Genomic DNA, 17,593 nt, shown 5'->3' with positions numbered 1-17,593 from the left:
GATTCGATCAGGCCGGTTTCAGGTCGAAGTCGACGAGACTGGCCACAGGCACCGTCTCCCCGCGACCCTCGGCGACAAGAGTGAATACCTTCTTCATCACGTCGAGGTAGCGGTTGACTGATTCACGGGCGATTGGGTTGTTCGGGAATGCCACCGTCACCGATGTGCCACTGCCGAGCCGATTGACCCAGATGCCGAGTTGATTGGCCGCTCCGAGTTCGCTGTAGATCCTCGCCTTCAGTCCGTTGAATTCAGCGACAACCGCCGGCGAGAACTGTGCGAGTGTCGCGTCGAGGTAGGAAATCATGGCAACGCCCGGCTCGGGCTTCCTGACCGTCCGGTCACGGGCGGCGAGTTCCAGCACTCGATCGAACGGGACGTGCGCCAGGTCGAGACCCGAGTCGAACGACACCTGCGCGGCACCTGCCGTGGCGCCGAAAGACGATGGGGTGACAGGGACGGTGACCGGAACCGTGCCGGTGAACCATCCGGTGGTCATCATCTCCGCCGGCGTAGTACGGGTACTCGTCGGAGTGATGACGCAATAGACCTCGGAGCCGGTCAGTTCGTGTTCCGTGAGCGCGGCGGCCGCAAGCACGCCGCCGATGAAACGAGCGCCTGCTCTCGCGCATGCAGATTCGAATCGGTCGGACTGTTCCTCGTCCATCAGCTGGACGGTGACGAGATCGCCTTCGCAGGGAACCGAAGAGTCGCCGAGTGACAATGGGAATCGAGGTAGGGTACCGCTGTTGCGCTGCGCGAAGTTGATCCATTTACGCACCTGCGGCGCTTCGAGTGTGAGCGCGGATGTGAGCTGGTGCTGCCGGACACAGTAGTCGTCGTAGCTGCCGACCTCCGGCAGGGAGATGCGGGCTCCGCCGGCCACCAGAGCCGCGTACATCATGTGGATCTCGAGGTAGGCCACACCCATCAACCCTGCGTCGTGGTGCAGATGATCGATGCTCATGTAGAACGTGAAGTGGTCTGCCCGTTGAATGAGCCCGAAGCGGAAGCAATCCCATTCCAGCGGGCTCGGGGTCGCCAAGATGTGCTCTCGCCACTCCGCCGCTGACTTCTGGCCGTGCTGGGTCGGCGCGAACTTGATGTCTTTGGGGTTGCGGATGGTTCGCCGAACGACTCGATCGTCAACGGTGAACTCGAACCAGCTGTGGTACGTGTCATGGCGACGAAGATAGGCGTTGATCACGTATGTCATCGCGCGGATATCGCAGCGTCCGGCGATATTCCACGCGGGAATTGCCAGTCGCGCCATCTCGGTGCCGCGTCTTGAATGCTCGCGATAGCTCCGAACATGCTGCGCCTGCTGATAGCTGGCCGGAACACCGGTCACCGGGGCTTCTTTGGCCTTCGCCACCGTATTGGGCGACGGGCTCCAGGAGACGAGTTCCCCTGGCTCCTCCACCCACTCATGGATTGACTCTAGAGTAAACACTTCTCCCCCTTACTCCTGCTCCGTCGTCACGACGACGCCGCCACGGTGTCTTCGGCCGCAAGAGTTTCGCACAAACTGTCGGCCAACGCCCGAACGGTGTTGATTCCCATGGCATTGATCCGGATGCCCGTTTCGGCCTCGATACGGGTGCGGAGCTCAAGGTTGCCCAGCGAGTCCAGCCCGTACTCGGACAGCGGGCGGTCCGGATCGATGGCGCGGCGAAGGATCAGGCCGACCTGTGCCGCGATCAGCCGGCGCAGGTGCGTCGGCCATTCGTCCCGTGGCAGCGCTGCCAATTCCGCACGAAGCTTCCTTCCCTCTGATGAACTTTGGCCCGCCGACTTGAACGCAGCGGCGAACGGACTGCGTTGTGCGAAGGTGGTCAACCACGGAGTTCCCAAGACCGGGGCATAGCCCGAGTAAACCCGGTCGTGACGGAGCACCGTTTCGAACGCGTACGCGCCCTCGTCGGGCAGAATGGCGGCATCGCCTTCGGCGAGGGCCGTGCCGCGGCCGATCTCCGCCCACGCTCCCCAAGCGATCGTCGTGGCTGGAAGGCCTTGCGCACGACGCCAATTCATGAACGCATCCACCCAGCTGTTGGCACTGGCGTAGGCGCCCTGACCCGGCGACCCAACTAGCGCCGCTGCCGACGAGAAGGAGCAGAACCAGTCCAGTGGCTCAGACTCGGTCGCCTGGTGCAGTTTCCACGCTCCGTAAACCTTTGGCGCCCAGTTTCTTTCGACTAGCTCGTCGGTGATGTTGGTCAGTATGGCGTCCTCGACGACGGCCGCGGCATGCAACACCCCGCGCAGCGGGAGACCGGTGGCAGTGGCTGCTGCTACTAACCGCTCGGCCGTGCCGGCGACGGCGATGTCGCCGCACTCGACCACGATGTCCGCACCCGTCGAGCTGATCAGCTCGATGATTTCCTGCGACTTGACGGTCGGCTTGCTGCGCGATGTGAGCACAATGCGCCCACAGCCCGCGGCAGACATCTTCTCAGCGAGGAACAGCCCGAGACCACCGAGGCCACCGGTGATGATGTACGCACCGTCATTGCGGAAGACCGGCATCTCCTCCGGCGGCACCACGGCGCGGCTCTGCCCGGTGTGGGGCACGTCGAGCACCAGCTTGCCGGTGTGCTGAGCGCCGCCGATCTGTCGGATCGCGGTCGCCGCCTCGTCAAGCGGGTAGTGCGTGATGTCGGGCAAGGGCAGCGAACCATCCGCCGTCAGTTGGTACACCTTCTCGAGCAACCCGCGGACCTTGTCGGGATGGGTGACCGTCATCAGTGCGAGGTCGACGGCGTAGAACGACAGGTTGCGGCGGAACGGTGACAGCCCCAACCGGGTGTCGCCGTAGATGTCACGCTTGCCGATCTCGACAAACCGCCCGCCGAAGGCGAGCGTCTCCAGCCCGGCGCGCTGCGCCGCTCCCGTCACGGAGTTCAGCACGATGTCGACCCCGTAGCCGTCGGTGTCCTCGCGGATCTCGTCTGCGAACAGGGTGCTGCGGGAATCGTAAACGTGCTTGATTCCCCAGTCGCGCAACAACTGTCGCCGCTGTTCGCTACCGGCGGTGGCGAAGATGTCCGCACCCGCTGCTCGCGCGATCGCTATCGCCGCCTGTCCGACCCCACCGGTCGCGGAGTGGATCAGGACTTTGTCACCCGCCGAGATCCGGGCCAGCTCCTGCAGGCCGAACCACGCGGTGGCATATGCGAGTCCCACCGCGGCAGCCCCGCGGTCGGTGAGCCCGGCCGGCAAGGTTGTTGCGAGGCTGGCCTCACACGTCACGTAAGTGCTCCAGCAGCCGTCGGCCGACACACCACCGACGCGGTCACCTACCTGATGCGCCGTCACGCCCGGCCCAACGGCCGTGACCACACCGGCGAATTCAGAGCCGAGTGCCGGTAGCCGTCCGTCAAAGCTCGGGTACAGCCCGAACGCGACCAGGACATCGGCGAAGTTGATGCTCGACGCATTCACCTGGACCTCGATCTGACCCGGCTCCGGCGGAACACGGTCGAACGACACCAGCTCCAGCGATTCCAGATCGCCTGGCGCGCGAACCCGCAAGCGCATGCCGTCGCGCTCGTTGTCGCCCGTCGTGGTGCGCCGCTCGTCGACCCGCAGAGGTGCGGGACACAACCGCGCCGTGTACCACTGACCACGACGCCAGGCGGTCTCGTCCTCCGGCGAGGCCGACAGCAGCTGGCGAGCCACCTGCTCGCTATCAGTCGCCTCGTCTACGTCGATCTGAGTGGCATGTAGCCGCGGATGTTCCATGTTGATCGACCGCACGAGGCCACGCAGCCCCGCCTGTTCCAGCGCGGGAACGTCGTGCGCCACAACTGTTTGGGTATTTCTGGTGACCACGTACAGGCGGGGCGGCTCGCCCGGCCCTTCCGGTAGCTCGCGGGCGATCCGGACCACATGGCGCACACTGTCAGCGCCGCGAATCCCGGTCTCGCCATCCGGGCTGACGTTCGTCGGCTCGGTCAGCACGACCACGCCGGTGAAAGCCTGCTCAGCCAGATAGGAAGCGAGCAGCTCAGCGTTGGCCTCATGGTCACTGCGCTGCAGCCACGCCATAGTCGTGCACTCGGCGCCCGCCGACTTCAGGGCGTCGCCGAGATCGCTCCCGTCGTCGGTGGTCGAGATCAGCAGCCAGAACCCCGCCTCGGTGTGCTCGACCGCGGGCAGCTCGGAGTGTTGCCATTCGATGGCCAGCAGCCGCTCGTTCAGCAACCGGTCCGCCCGCGCCTGCTCCGAAGCCCCACCGAGCCGTACGCCGGTGAGGCTCAACAGCACCGAGCCGTTTTCATCGAGTATCTCGAGGTCCGCCTCGACCCCGTCCACGTCTGCCTTGATGATCCGGCTGTAGCAGTAGTGGGCGCCGCGGGCGGAACCGTAGGCTCGCAGGCGGCGAACGCCCATCGGCAACATCATGCCGTTGGCAGCGGCGCTTTGGACCTCGGGATGTGCCAGTACCGACTGGAAGCAGGCGTCCAGCAGCGCGGGGTGTACTCCGTAACTACCCTGCTGCGACCGCAATGGCCCTGGGAGCGCGACTGTGGCCAGCACGGTGTCCGCCGACTCTTCGGTGGTGTAGGCCATCGCCAGGCCTGAGAAGGCGGCTCCGTGCCGAACGCCTACGGCTTGGAAAGCAGCGCGCAGGTCGGCGCCTTCGACTCCGTGCGTGTGTGCCGCCATCAGTGCGTCGATGTCATATGACGTCGGGCCGAGTTCACTCGGATCGACGTGCAAGACCGCGACCGCGCGCTTCGTCCGTTCGCCCAGTTGATATGTCTCAACTGCGAACTCGACGACACCCGGGGCCACCGATGACGCCGATGCAGAGACCGGCGTCTCGTCGTCCAGCAACAGCATCCGCTCGAAAGACACGTCGCGTACTTCGCTGCCGTCGCCATGGACCGCTCGCGCCGCTGCCAGCGCCATTTCGCAGTACGCCGCGCCCGGCAGGACCGGCACCTCATGTACCTGGTGGTCATTCAACCAGGGCTGCGCGTCGGTGCCGACCTCACCCTGCCACAGGTGACGTTCGGGTTCCTCCGGCAGCACGACGTGGGAACCCAGCAGCGGGTGAACCGAAACCGTGTGGCCGCCACGCACAGTGGAGTCGTGACCGTCGCGGTCCAGCAGAAGCGCGCTGGTGTGAGTCCATGTCGGCAGTGGGGCATCCACCAGCCGGCCGTTCGGATAGAGCACCGAAAAATCGACGGCGGTGCCGACACTGTGCAGATCGGCGAGGAAACCACGCAAACCCTGGGGTAGCTCTTGCTCGCGGCGCATCGCCGGCAACACCGCCAGCGGGACGTCCAAACTGCGCGCCGTCTGATCCACGGCGTGCGTCAGCAGCGGATGCGGCGACAGTTCGGCGAACACCCGATGGCCGTCCTCCAGAGCGGCCTGAACCGCCGCCGCGAATCGCACCGTATGACGGAGGTTGTCGACCCAGTAATATGCGTCCCCCTCCGCGCTATCACGTGGGTCGTACAGGGTCGCCGAGTAGTACGGGACTTCGGGCTCCATGGGGTCGAGGTCGGCCAGTGCCTCCGCCAGTTCGTCGAGGATCGGATCGACCTGCGGCGAGTGAGAAGCGACGTCCACGGCCACCTCGCGCGCCATCACACCCCGCTCTTCCCAAGCCGCAACCAGATCGCGGATGGCTTCCGTGGCACCGCCAACCACAGTCGACTTGGGTGACGCGACCACAGACAGCACGACATCGGTCACACCACGGCCAGCGAGCTCGGAAAGCACTTGCTGGGCCGGCAACTCCACGCTGGCCATGGCTCCGGAGCCGGCGATGCGCGACATCAGCCGTGAACGCGTGCAGATGACCTTCACACCGTCCTCGAGCGTGAGCGCTCTGGCGACGACGGCAGCGGCGACCTCTCCCATCGAGTGCCCGATCACTGCGCCCGGACTCACTCCGTACGACTTCATCGTCGCGGCCAGCGCCACCTGGACGGCGAATACGGTGGGCTGAACCTGCTCGATTCCCGCGACTGTCTCTGGCGCCGACATCGCCTGTGTCACAGAGAAATCAGATTCTCGCGCAATCAGCGGCTCGAGCTCGGCGACGGTGGCTGCGAATACCGGCTCGCTGGCCAGTAGTTGTGCACCCATCCCGGCCCACTGCGAGCCCTGCCCGGAGAACACCCACACGGGACCGCGGTCGTCCTGAGCCACCGCGGCCTGGTACGGGGCGTCGCCGTCGGCGACGTCTCGTAGTTGCTTGATCAGTTCCTCGCGATCGCCGGCGATCACCGATGTCCGCACGGAACGATGTCCGCGGCGGCGGGCGAGGGTGTATGCAAGATCAGTCAGGTCGATGGCGGGTCCACGCCCGTTGCCGTCGCCCCCTCGTGCCAACCAATCGGCCAGCCGGCCCGCCGTCCCGCGCAGTTGCTCCGCAGAGGTGGATGACAACGGGAATATCAGCGGGCCTGCCGCATCGGTACGCGGGGGCGGTGTCTCGCGCGTAGGCGTCACGGGGAATTGCTCGAGGATCGCGTGGGCATTCGTGCCCGACAAGCCGTACGCCGACACTGCCGCACGCCGAGGGTGGTCGCCATCGATGGGCCACACTGTATTCGCCTTGGGCACAAAGAGCTTGGTCTCGATACCGGCGAGCTCGTCCGGCAGGCGATTGAAGTGCACGTTCTGCGGGACGACACCGTGCTGCAACGCGAGAATCGTCTTCATCATCCCGAGCGCACCCGCAGCGGACTGGAGATGCCCGAAATTGGTCTTCGACGATCCGAGGCCGCACGGGCCTTGAGTGCCGTACACCCCGGCAAGGCTCGTGTACTCGAGCGGATCCCCGACGGGGGTGCCTGTCCCGTGAGCTTCCACCATGCCTACGGTGCTCGGGTCCACGTTCGCCACGGCAAGCGCCGCTCGGAACACCGAAGTCTGGGCATCAGCCGACGGTGTCGCGATGTTGACAGTGCGTCCGTCCTGGTTGGCGGCGGTTCCGCGGATCACGGCCAGGACCCGGTCCCCATCGGCGACCGCATCGTCCAGTCGTTTGAGCGTGAGCACGACGCAACCCTCGGACGAGACGAAGCCGTCGGCAGCGGCGTCGAATGCGTAGCAGCGACCCGTCGGCGAAAGCATGCCCGCCGCCGATCCCGAAGCCAGCTTGCGGGGTTCCAGCAGCACCGACACGCCCCCGGCAAGGGCGATGTCACTCTCACCGTCGTAGAGGCTCCTGCAAGCCGTGTGAATGGCGATCAGGCTGGACGAGCATGCCGTATCCATCGTGATAGCGGGCCCATGGACTCCCAGTGCGTACGCGATGCGGCCGGAGGCCAGGCTGAAACTCGTTCCCGAGAAACCGTAGGGCCCCTCCAAAGCGTGAGTGTCTGCTGCCAGATATGCGTAATCGTTATGGGTAACTCCGACAAATACGCCGGTCTGCGAACCGGCCAGCGTCGCCGGATTGATTCCAGAATGTTCGACGGATTCCCATGCGGTTTCCAGCAGCAGACGGTGCTGCGGATCGATCGCCGTCGCCTCACGGTCGGTGATGCCGAAAAACTCGGAGTCGAATCCTCCGACGTCATCCACGAAGGCGCCCCACTTGGAGACCGAACGGCCGGGCACCCCGGGCTCAGGGTCGTAGTACTCCTCTGCGTCCCACCGGTCGGCCGGAACCTCAGTTACCAGGTCCTCTCCACGAAGCAACGCATCCCATAGTTGCTCGGGTGAGTCAATCCCGCCTGGGAGACGGCAGGCCATTCCGATAACCGCGACCGGAATAACACTTCTTTCGCCCACGTACGTTTCCCCCTTCTGAACGTAAAATTCCTCGTGGCGAGTGAATTGGGATGCCGGGGCCCTTGGCCCCTACGTCAGGCCGACAGCACCAGTGGAACTGCCGGCCGACACCGATTCTGGGCGGCGTGCAGCAGGGTGTCCAAAACCGCGAACGACGGCAACAGGCGTTGCCTGCCCTTCCACCCGCAGCTGCAAAGTCCGTGCGCCCGCACGCGGCCTCTGTCGACCCACACGACACCGGGGTCGGCCAATCCAGCCAGCAACAATCCATTCCGTCCCGCAAACGCCGACAGGGGGTCGCTGCACGAGTCATCGAGGCCCGTGTAAGGGGCCCCGGTTGTTTGCGACGGGTACGCGAGAGCCGACATGTGGGCAATCTAGCAGCCAATTCCCATAGGTGGGACATTATTCCTTGATTCGCTACGGCTGCCGCGACCGGCCCCGAGTGCCCTGATTTCAGCAAACTTACCTAGCATGACCCAGCGTCTCTCGAGGTGGCGCATGCGTAGGGTGCAGCAAAGCTGGCAAACGATGAATCCATGTTGGTGCACACTTCGCTGGTTCACCCCCTGTCCTCTGAACGATCTACATGACGCAGGAAATCTGACGCGCCAGATGTTATAGGCAGATGACATCCGCCGCATCCCCTGCGAACTTCCGTACGGGGGGTTCCGCCCGAGCCGAGCTATCTCATCAATATGGGTGATAACAGTTGTATAACAGGGTTAGACGTGCCGTTTGTCACAAGCTGGCAACCATGCACTGCTACCTCCGCAAATGGAACGATCATGTTCCGCGCAAATAAAATTTTCTGCAAATTTCCTATCCGCGGGGCCGTTCCGGACGCTTGCTGCGCACTAGGTTGAGTACCGACACGGACTTGGGGGGACGTGCGGATGGCGCTGGCAACTCTCATCGCGATCACGCTTAGTTACGCGGATTGGAGCCTGTGGGTACGCCCTGTCACCTGGACGTGTCGGTGGGAGGTCGCCGCCACACTCAACATCGCGCTGCATGGCGCCGCCGTGTTTCTCATGTCGCCGTTCGCGTCGGAAACCATCGGCCACTGGGTTGCACGCCCTGACCGGAAAGTGGAACCTCGAGGACTGCCTCGGCCACGACTGCTACGTCGTCGCGGCGTCGGCGATCGTTTACAACGCGATCGGCCGGCCCGCGGACGACAACAGGATGCAGTTGATGTTCAAACGCCACGTCGAGATTCCGGCGACGCTGTGTGTCCCGTTACTGTTGGCGACGTTCTCCATGGGCAACGGCGCGACCGTCTATCGGTCGGACTTCTTCGTGGTCCCCACCGACCTCGGGCTGAGCCTCTACTGGCTGCTGTTGTGCGGCACCCTCATCTAACTGCTGGGCTACGGTGCGCGGGCCCTGCTGGTCCTCCGTAAGGACGAGCGATCCCGGTTCATCGCAACCTGGTACATCGCCGCCTGCGCGTCCGGCATGCTGGCGTGCGTGGTGCGGATCGTCACCGCGTTCGTCACTCCGATCCAGGCGCTGGAGGGCGGCACCCTCGTCTGGATCTTCGCCTGCACGTGCGGCGCCGGCTTCGCGCTGGCTTCGGCACACGCGTGGCGCACCAAGACGAAGTGGTTCACCCGGTCCGACCGATAGGCAGCGCCCTCGTATCAGGCGGGGGCTTCCGTGGCACCGAGGCGCAGGTGCTCGATGTGGTAAACGGCCTCGTCGAGTAACTGGGCGACATGATTGTCGTAGAGGCGATAGACGATGGTCCGTCCGTTTCGGTCACCCGCAACCAGGCCGAGCGCCCGCAGCAGTCGCAATTGGTGAGAAACCGCCGGCTGCTCCATCCCGACCGCGGCCGACAGGTCGCCCACCGAACAGGGTGACTGGCGCAACCGCGTGAGGATCAGTAAGCGGTTCGGGGACGCCAGCGCCTGCAGCGTCTCGGCGACCTTGCCCGCCGAGGCAGAATCGAGGGTCGCCGGAGGCGTTGCGCGGCCTTCGACTCCGTGTCCCATGTGTTCAATTGAAGCACGGCCCGGCCCTCAGGAAATGACATATGTAGAGCTGTACATGTATACATGTACGAGCTATGTCGATCAGCAGGCGGAGGTCCGTTCGATGACTGCCGTGACGGCGCGACCGACGCGCAGACTCGTCGCAGCACCCACCCGCCTGGGCGTATCCGCACTCTGGTCCGTGACGTCGGTGCGGTGGGCCGCGGTCGCCTTGTGCCTGTTTCTGGCTGGACTCGCCGCCCAACTGCTCGATGCCCCCTCGGCGATCTGGTGGGTGCTCTATCTGGCGTGCTACGTGAGCGGCGGATGGCAGCCGGCCTGGGCAGGCGTGCAGGCCTTACGGTCTCGGACACTCGACGTCGATCTTTTGATGGTGATAGCCGCCGCCGCGGCTGCGGGCATCGGGCAGGTCTTCGACGGCGCGTTGCTGATCGTCATCTTCGCAACCTCCGGCGCGCTGGAAGATGCCGCGACACAACGCACCGAGGCGTCGGTGAAGGGACTGCTCGACCTGGCACCAGACCATGCGACCCGGATCGACGCGGATGGCACCGAACGATCGATGAATGCACAGGACCTCCGGGCGGGCGACCTCGTCATCGTGCGACCCGGTGAGCGCGTCTCGGCCGACGGGATCGTGGTCGGCGGCTCGTCGGACGTCGATCAGTCCTCGATCACCGGCGAACCACTGCCAGTCGGCAAGACGATGGACGACGACGTGTTCGCGGGCACGCTCAACGGTGCCGGCGTGCTGCGAATCCGGGTCACGCAGAATCCCTCGGATACGGTGGTCGCCCGGATCGTCACCCTCGTCGCCGAGGCTTCCGGCACGAAAGCCAAGACGCAACTGTTCATCGAGAAGGTCGAGCAACGGTATTCCGTCGGCGTCGTGGTGGCGACGCTTGCCATGTGCGCGATCCCGCTGGCCCTGGGAGCGGATCTGCAGTCCACGCTGCTTCGGGCGATGACGTTCATGATCGTCGCCTCGCCGTGCGCGGTGGTGCTGGCCACCACGCCGCCGCTGCTGTCGGCGATCGCCAACGCCGGACGCCACGGTGTCCTCGTCAAATCTGCGGTCGCCATGGAACATCTGGCGGACACGACCCTGGTCGCCATCGACAAGACCGGCACCCTGACCACAGGCACTCCGCGACTGAGCAGCGTTGTCACTCTGAGCGATCAGCACCCGGACTCTGACGAGATACTAGAAATCGCCTCTGCTGCAGAACAATTCAGCGAGCATCCACTCGGCCGTGCCGTCGTCGCGGCCGCTCGTCAACGCGGTATCGCCATTCCGGCAGCCGTCGGGTTCCAGGCCGAGCCGGGACGCGGAGTGCGGGCTCGCGTCGGAGGTAGTGCTGTCGAGGTCGTCAGCCCGCGAGCACTCGCGGGCGATCCGCCGGCCCGTGCCACCGATCTGGAGAACGCCGGATCAACGGCAATCGTCGTGGTCGTCGACGGGCTGCCCGTCGGGATCCTCGGACTGGACGACACCGTTCGCGATGGGACCGATGAGGTGATTCTTGCGATTCAGGCCATCACCTCCAACCCGCCGGTTCTGCTGACCGGCGACAACCAGCGTGCCGCGGACCGACTGGGCGCCCAGGTCGGCATCGTCGACCTTCGCGCCGGCCTCCTGCCGGACGACAAGGTCGCCGCGGTGCGTCGACTCCAGGCCGATGGCCATCGCGTGCTGTTCGTGGGAGACGGCATCAACGACGCCCCGGCCATGGCGGCCGCGCATGCCTCGATCGCCATGGGACACACCGGAGCCGACCTGACGTTGGAGACCGCCGATGCCGTCACGGTTCGTGATGAGCTCGGCACCATCCCGGCTGTCGTCGCGCTGGCTCGGCGGGCACGCCGTGTGGTCGTCGCCAACCTTGCGATCGCGGCGACGTTCATCGCCACACTCGTCGCATGGGATCTGCTCGGAACCCTGCCCCTGCCTCTCGGCGTCGCGGGCCACGAAGGTTCCACGATCATCGTCGCCCTCAACGGCCTGCGCTTGCTGAGTTCCCGCGCCTGGCGCGATTGATCGCTTCGGTTCGCGTCGACGTCGATGTCGCTCGGGTGGCACTATCCGGAAGACAGCGAGCGGACGACTTCTTGCAGGGGCTCCGAGGTCGTCCCCACTGCGCCTAGGTAGGGATGCGACAGTTCCAGAATGAGGAAGAGATTCATGGCGACGATGACGCCGACGACGACGACCATCGGGTAGTGCAGGACGGGTCGTTCGACGCCGTAGAAGACGACGGTGCCGAGGACCATCCCGCTCACGAGGAAGATGACCACCCACAGCGGCCACGGTGGGCCGACGTCGTCGCGGGCCGTGAGAATGCGTACGGTGCGCGCCTGACTGACCTTGTCGAGGTTGGAGAAGGACGTCGCGAGCAGCGTTTTCTGGGTGTCCGTCGTCGCCTGAACCTGCTCGTAGGCCGTGTACAGGCGGGCGAGGGCGGTGTCGGCTTCAGGCGATCGACCGGCGCCGGCGCGCGGCCATTCGGCGATCGCCGCCCGCTCGAACGTCAGCAGACTCCGGTGAATTCGGTCTCTGTCCGCGGGTTCGAATACCACTGCGTCCCTGCGCATTTGCACCGCCGCCGCGCCTTCGGCTCGGGCATTCCCGTCCGCGGCGTTGATTTGGCCCCACATCGCCGATACGACGAATCCGATGAAGAACGCGTAGACCAATCCGATGAAGCCGTACGTGAATTTGATGACGTCGTTGTGCTCGTCGCCGGTGAGGCCGGGGAACCGACGCCGCACATAGGTCTGCATGAGCACCGCCCCGCCGGCGATCACAACGATCAGGACGATGAGCAGCACCCAGGCCGGGATGACGTTCACCATCCAACGACTCACTGGCCGCCCTCCTCTCGGCCCATCATTCCTGGGGCATGCCGCTAACTCTTCGTCGCAACGCCGAGTTGATCCAAGAGAAGTCCTCGTCACGACGTCCCGACATGGCCCGGTTTCCCATGATCCGGCTGGCCACATTCCGCCAACAGCAGGAGCATCCGCCGGCCATCAGTTCGGGATTGCTGCCAAGGTGTCGGAATCGGCGAGCACGTCATGACTCGCTGGGGGCGCTGTGTTCGGTGCTGGACCCCGACTGCTGTCGCTGATCTGTGGATGCCCGAATGTCGGCGCCGCTCGTCTGCACCAGCGACCAGTAGTGCCGCTCCCGTGAGGTCATCTCGTTCGCGGTGATGGCGCCGAAGGCAGCGGCGTCGCAAGCGAATCGGGCTGGAGCGCCGGCTAGCGCGTCGGGTCCCTCGAGCCGAAAACTGCTCGGCGCGAGCGGGCCGAACAGCAGGGCGCGGCGCAGCTGCGGCCAGTTGTCCAGGTGCGGCTCGACGCCCGCCGCTCGAGCGAAGGTCAGCGCCGCAAGGTTCATCCGGGTCTTCTGCGACAAGCCCCGCCTCGACCGATAGCCGGCGATGAACGAACGCTGGTCCGTTTCGCTCGTTGCCGCAATCGCGCCACCCCAGGTGTATGCGATCCAGCGGGCCTGCAGCTCCAACGGCACGAAATATCCGCCCGACTGATCCCACATACCCACGAAGGCCAGGCCGGGGACATCGGGGTGGAAGGTGTATCGGTCCGCGTCCATGTGCACCGCGTCGAGGTCGAGAACCGAGCGGATTTCCTCGCTCAGGAAGGGCAGGCTCAAGTCGAATCCGGTGCCGAAGGCGATACCGTCGAACTCTTCTGCGCGCCCGTCGGCGAACGTCACAGTCCGTCCCGCGACTGTCTTCATCCACGGACGCACCGTAATCCGACCCTCGGCCACCAGCGGCAGGTACTCCTGGTTGAGGGTGACGCCCGCGACGAACAGCGACGGGTCAGGCTCCGGGGCGCCGTACTGCTCAGGGCTGCCCCCGGCCTCGACGACGATCTCCTTGAGTTGCCTGTCGATCTCCGCCGGCGGCAGGACCTCGTTCGCGAGGGTGCCGTAACGGGTGAAGATCCGGTGATCCGATGGAACTCCGGCGGCGAACTTTGGCAACACGTAGCGCTGTCGGCGTTGGGTGACCACGACACGGGCCGCGCCGAGCCTGGTGAGTTCGGCGGCGATCTCGAGGGCACTGACCGCGCTGCCTGCCACCAGCACACGCTTGCCGAGATATCGAGAGGGCTCCCGGTAGTCATAGGTCGACGTCACTCCGGCGTCGCCGGTGAAGGTGTCGAGCCCAGGGACCGCCGGCATGGCCGGTTTGTGAAATCTGCCGGTTGACACCACAACTCGGTCGAAAAGCTCTCCTGTACCGCGGTGATCCACCTGCCATCCACCGTCGGCGCGGCTGATCAGATCCACCGGGGCGCCGAACCGGATACGTGATCCGAGGCCGAAGGTTTCGGCGTAGCGATGCAGGTAATCGAGGATCGCATGACTCGACGGGAAGACCAGATCACTTTCGGGTTCGAGATCGCTGAAGGCGGTCAACACTCGGCTGGTGTTGGTGTGCATCGTCGGCCATACCCCGCTCTGGCCGGCGATTCCCGCCCACTGCCCGCCGAGAACCTGGCCGCGCTCGAACACGGTCGGCTCGAACCCCTGCGCGAGTAGCCACCGCGCAGCCACCAACCCGCCCGGCCCTGCCCCGATCACCGCGACACTTCCCGTCATCGGGGAACTGTCGCACGGCCGCGATCTGGTTTGGCGCGGTCTGCCTAATCAGCCCGGTCGGAGAGCAGTCCGCTGAGCTCCTCGGCATACGCGAGATGCTTGCGGAGCGTCGAAGCGCTCTCATCGACCTTGGACCGGCACTCGTGGAGATAACGTGCTGCCGTTGCGCGCCGTTTCGCGGTTGTTCCTTCGCCGGCAAGTACTTCCAGCGAGTCCAGCAGGTCCTTCATTTCGGCAAGGGTGAATCCAAGCGGTTTCATCCGCCGGATCACCAGGAGCCGTTCGACGTCGGCCTCGGTGTAGAGGCGGAAGCCGCCGGCCGAGCGAGCCGACGGCGTGACGAGGCCAACCTCGTCGTAGTGACGCACCGTGGTGATGGATAGCTCGGTGCGCGCGGCGACCTGCCCGATCTGCATTTGCACGTCGCCACCATCACGCAGATTCAATGTCCCGCGCCAAGCATTCCGGAGAGTCGGTCATGCCGATCGGCTGAGTCGGTGTCGAGGCCGATGATTTCGACGCGCTTACCCTTCGCCCGATACTTCGTGGTCACCGCGTCCAGGGCAGCGACGGTGGAGGCGCCCCAGATGTGTGACTCGGACATGTCAATCACGACGTTGCGTGGGTCGTCTACGTAATTGAACTGGTACACCAGGTCATTACTGGACGCGAAGAACAATTCGCCGGTCACCCGGTAAACCACGGTCTCGGGGGCGGCATCGCTGCATCCTTCGGACGCCTCCACCTTCTGCACCGTGACGAGATGGGCGACCCGTCGCGCAAAGAGCACCAACGCAGTCAGCGCACCCACGATGACGCCGTAGGCCAGGTTGTTGCTGACGACCGTGACAGCCACGGTGGCGAGCATGACCAGAGTCTCGCTACGCGGCATCCTGCGCAGCGTGGACGGCATGATGCTGTGCCAGTTCATCGTGCCGACCGACACCATGATCATCACCGCAACCAACGCCGCCATCGGAATCAAGCCCACGATGTCGCCGAGTCCGACGACGAGTCCCAGGAGGAACAGTCCGGCCAGGAACGTCGAGATTCGTGTGCGGGCGCCCGACACCTTCACGTTGATCATCGTCTGACCGATCATCGCGCAACCGCCCATGCCACCGAACAAACCGGTGACGATGTTGGCTACGCCCTGTCCCCAACTCTCGCGGGACTTGTCGCTGTGAGTGTCGGTGATGTCATCGACCAACTTGGCCGTCAACAGCGATTCCAGCAGCCCGACCAATGCCATCGCCAACGCGTAAGGGGCGATGATCGACAACGTGTGCAGATTGACGGGTACCTGCGGCAGCAACAGCGTCGGCAGGCTCGACGGCAGTTCGCCTTCGTCGCCGACATTGGGAATGTGCACGTTCAAGGCAAGTGCGGCGGCAGTGAGAACGATGATGGCGATCAGTGGAGCGGGAACCACCGTGGTGAACTTCGGCAGGAACACGATGATCAGCAGACCGATCGCGACGAACGGGTAAACCAGTGCCGGCACGCCGATCAGGTACGGCAGTTGCGACAGGAAGATCAGAATCGCCAGCGCATTGACGAATCCGACCATCACGCTGCGTGGGACGAACTGCATCAGGCGGGCCACACCCAACAGGCTGAGCACAATCTGCAACGCGCCGCCCAGCAGCACCGTCGCGATCAGGTAGTCGAAGCCGTGCTCACGAACGAGTGGGGCGATGACCAGTGCAACAGAGCCAGTGGCCGCCGAGATCATCGCGGGACGGCCACCGACGATCGCGATGGTGACCGCCATCGTGAAGGAGGCGAACAATCCCACCCGGGGATCGACCCCGGCAATGATGGAGAACGAGATGGCCTCCGGAATCAACGCCAGAGCCACCACCAGACCGGCGAGTACCTCCGTCCTGAGACGCCTCGGCGACCTGACTGCCGCCATCACCGATGTACTCGGACCTCCTGCCTCGCGCACATCCGACGCCGGCGAAGTCTCTTGAGCAGACAAGGCATTCCATTCGATTGAGTGCGCACGATGATGCCCACCGGGGATGAGTTCGGGGAACTTCGGGCCGTCGCATCGATGCGAACAACGCATTGGACCCTGCGACCGTCTCGGTGGGGTCACGCAACTTCCCGAAACGAACCCTACTCTCGCCTCAGGTGAGAGTAGCAATTGAGTGGGCTGACTCACCTGGCCTGACCACGCTCTCCTTGCGCCACAGCGCCCATGTACTCGCCGCCGAACGTCGTTTGGGCCCGGCGGTTTTCCGGGACATGCTGGGGTTGCACTTCTCCTCGACCCGGCCGGTCGAGGACGAACTCACTGAGCATCCGCTGGCGGAGTTCGTGTTCGCCGCGATCAGCGATGCACAGGATGCCGGTCGCGTCCCGCCCGAGGCGGACGCGAGCGAACTCGCGGTGTTCTTCCTAACCGGCTTGTTCGCATTGCTGGCCACCGGCGCTCACGATTCCGCGACGGCGAAGGCCCTGTTGGTCCGGTACGTGACGACGATTGTCAAAGGAATGGAATCACGATGAACCGCAACGGAGTCGACGGCTACCGAGACTTTTTGAAGCGGCGCCACGGGGACGCGGATCTGCCGAACCGGCGCTTGGCAAATCGCGAAGAGTTCTTCGGCGCTCTCGAGACCGACCCCGTCCGGTCGATCCACCCCGCGGATCGACCGACCTTTCTCCGCCACCTGCGCCGCCGGCGTCCCGAGCCCGGCCTGGACAGGAAGATGCTGTTTCTGCTCGCCACCGGGAAGTCGACCTGACGTTCCGGGTGGTGCCCCCGCCGTTCGTGATGCGACAGTTCGTCAAGATCGGGGTGTTTCTCCCGGAGCGGCTCGGGTTCGTCTTCGTGGGGGCCGCGGAGATGGCGGGCTGCGTGATGTTCGACGAACTGCGCCGCGTCGGCAGGCAACTGTTCGCCGATGAACCCGAGGTGGCCGAAAGAATCGAGCTTCTCTCCAGCGATATTCTCACCGACGAGGTGGCCACGTCGGCTACTGCGCATCCCGGTGTACATCAGCGGAACGAGCCGTGATGCGCCGGCTCTACCCCCGCATCGGGCGGCTGTTCGCACGCCAGACCGTCGAGATCAGTTTCCTCGTCGACCCCGTGCGCTCCGTGCCCGCCTCCACCGCCCTTTGACGTCGAGGAACTGACTGCGGGCCTGAACAATGAGACGTACCTCGTCACGCACCCGTGA

At 64.9% G+C, this 17,593-nt stretch carries 8 protein-coding genes and 3 pseudogenes; 4 read left to right on the top strand and 7 right to left on the bottom strand.

Annotated features, from left to right (window positions below):
- Window positions 1–7: 7 nt before the first annotated feature.
- On the bottom strand, window positions 8–1,453 hold the full coding sequence (locus ACVWWN_RS12790) for a condensation domain-containing protein (RefSeq protein WP_457144228.1): 1,446 nt from the start codon (window positions 1,451–1,453) through the stop codon (window positions 8–10).
- 26 nt (window positions 1,454–1,479) lie between these two features.
- Window positions 1,480–7,767, bottom strand: a complete 6,288-nt coding sequence (gene pks2 / locus ACVWWN_RS12785) for a sulfolipid-1 biosynthesis phthioceranic/hydroxyphthioceranic acid synthase (RefSeq protein ID WP_457144227.1) — start codon at window positions 7,765–7,767, stop codon at window positions 1,480–1,482.
- Window positions 7,768–8,663: 896 nt separating this feature from the next.
- On the opposite strand from pks2, the pseudogene ACVWWN_RS12780 reads away from it, so the two are divergent.
- Window positions 8,664–9,399: pseudogene (locus ACVWWN_RS12780) on the top strand (hypothetical protein).
- Between the two features lie 14 nt (window positions 9,400–9,413).
- On the opposite strand, the gene ACVWWN_RS12775 reads toward ACVWWN_RS12780, so the two are convergent.
- Window positions 9,414–9,767 carry an ArsR/SmtB family transcription factor gene (locus tag ACVWWN_RS12775; protein WP_457144226.1) on the bottom strand — a complete coding sequence of 118 codons (354 nt, stop codon included), beginning with the start codon at window positions 9,765–9,767 and terminating at the stop codon, window positions 9,414–9,416.
- Between the two features lie 103 nt (window positions 9,768–9,870).
- Between ACVWWN_RS12775 and ACVWWN_RS12770 the strand changes: the two genes are divergently transcribed.
- Window positions 9,871–11,805: a heavy metal translocating P-type ATPase gene (locus ACVWWN_RS12770; protein WP_457144225.1), complete on the top strand. Its 1,935-nt coding sequence runs from the start codon at window positions 9,871–9,873 to the stop codon at window positions 11,803–11,805.
- A gap of 41 nt (window positions 11,806–11,846) precedes the next feature.
- Here ACVWWN_RS12770 and ACVWWN_RS12765 read toward each other — a convergent pair whose 3' ends face one another.
- The 4 genes from ACVWWN_RS12765 to ACVWWN_RS12750 all read right to left on the bottom strand — a co-directional run bounded on the left by ACVWWN_RS12765 (window position 11,847) and on the right by ACVWWN_RS12750 (window position 16,318).
- Complete coding sequence (locus tag ACVWWN_RS12765; protein WP_457144224.1) at window positions 11,847–12,632, bottom strand: bestrophin-like domain; 786 nt, start codon at window positions 12,630–12,632, stop codon at window positions 11,847–11,849.
- Window positions 12,633–12,840: 208 nt separating this feature from the next.
- The gene (locus ACVWWN_RS12760; RefSeq protein ID WP_457144223.1) at window positions 12,841–14,400 is read right to left on the bottom strand and encodes a flavin-containing monooxygenase; all 1,560 of its coding nucleotides are present in this window, start codon (window positions 14,398–14,400) and stop codon (window positions 12,841–12,843) included.
- Window positions 14,401–14,444: 44 nt separating this feature from the next.
- Window positions 14,445–14,816 carry a MerR family transcriptional regulator gene (locus tag ACVWWN_RS12755; RefSeq protein WP_457149107.1) on the bottom strand — a complete coding sequence of 124 codons (372 nt, stop codon included), beginning with the start codon at window positions 14,814–14,816 and terminating at the stop codon, window positions 14,445–14,447.
- A gap of 26 nt (window positions 14,817–14,842) precedes the next feature.
- Window positions 14,843–16,318 carry a SulP family inorganic anion transporter gene (locus ACVWWN_RS12750; protein WP_457144222.1) on the bottom strand — a complete coding sequence of 492 codons (1,476 nt, stop codon included), beginning with the start codon at window positions 16,316–16,318 and terminating at the stop codon, window positions 14,843–14,845.
- 284 nt (window positions 16,319–16,602) lie between these two features.
- On the opposite strand from ACVWWN_RS12750, the pseudogene ACVWWN_RS12745 reads away from it, so the two are divergent.
- Together ACVWWN_RS12745 and ACVWWN_RS12740 are read left to right on the top strand one after the other, a co-directional pair.
- Window positions 16,603–16,917: pseudogene (locus tag ACVWWN_RS12745) on the top strand (TetR/AcrR family transcriptional regulator); the annotation flags it as partial.
- Window positions 16,914–17,593 (top strand): annotated as a pseudogene (locus tag ACVWWN_RS12740) (hypothetical protein). The pseudogenes ACVWWN_RS12745 and ACVWWN_RS12740, both read left to right, overlap by 4 nt.

This window comes from Mycobacterium sp. URHB0021 (genome assembly GCF_054057895.1).
This window is presented reverse-complemented; position numbering and strand designations above follow the sequence as displayed.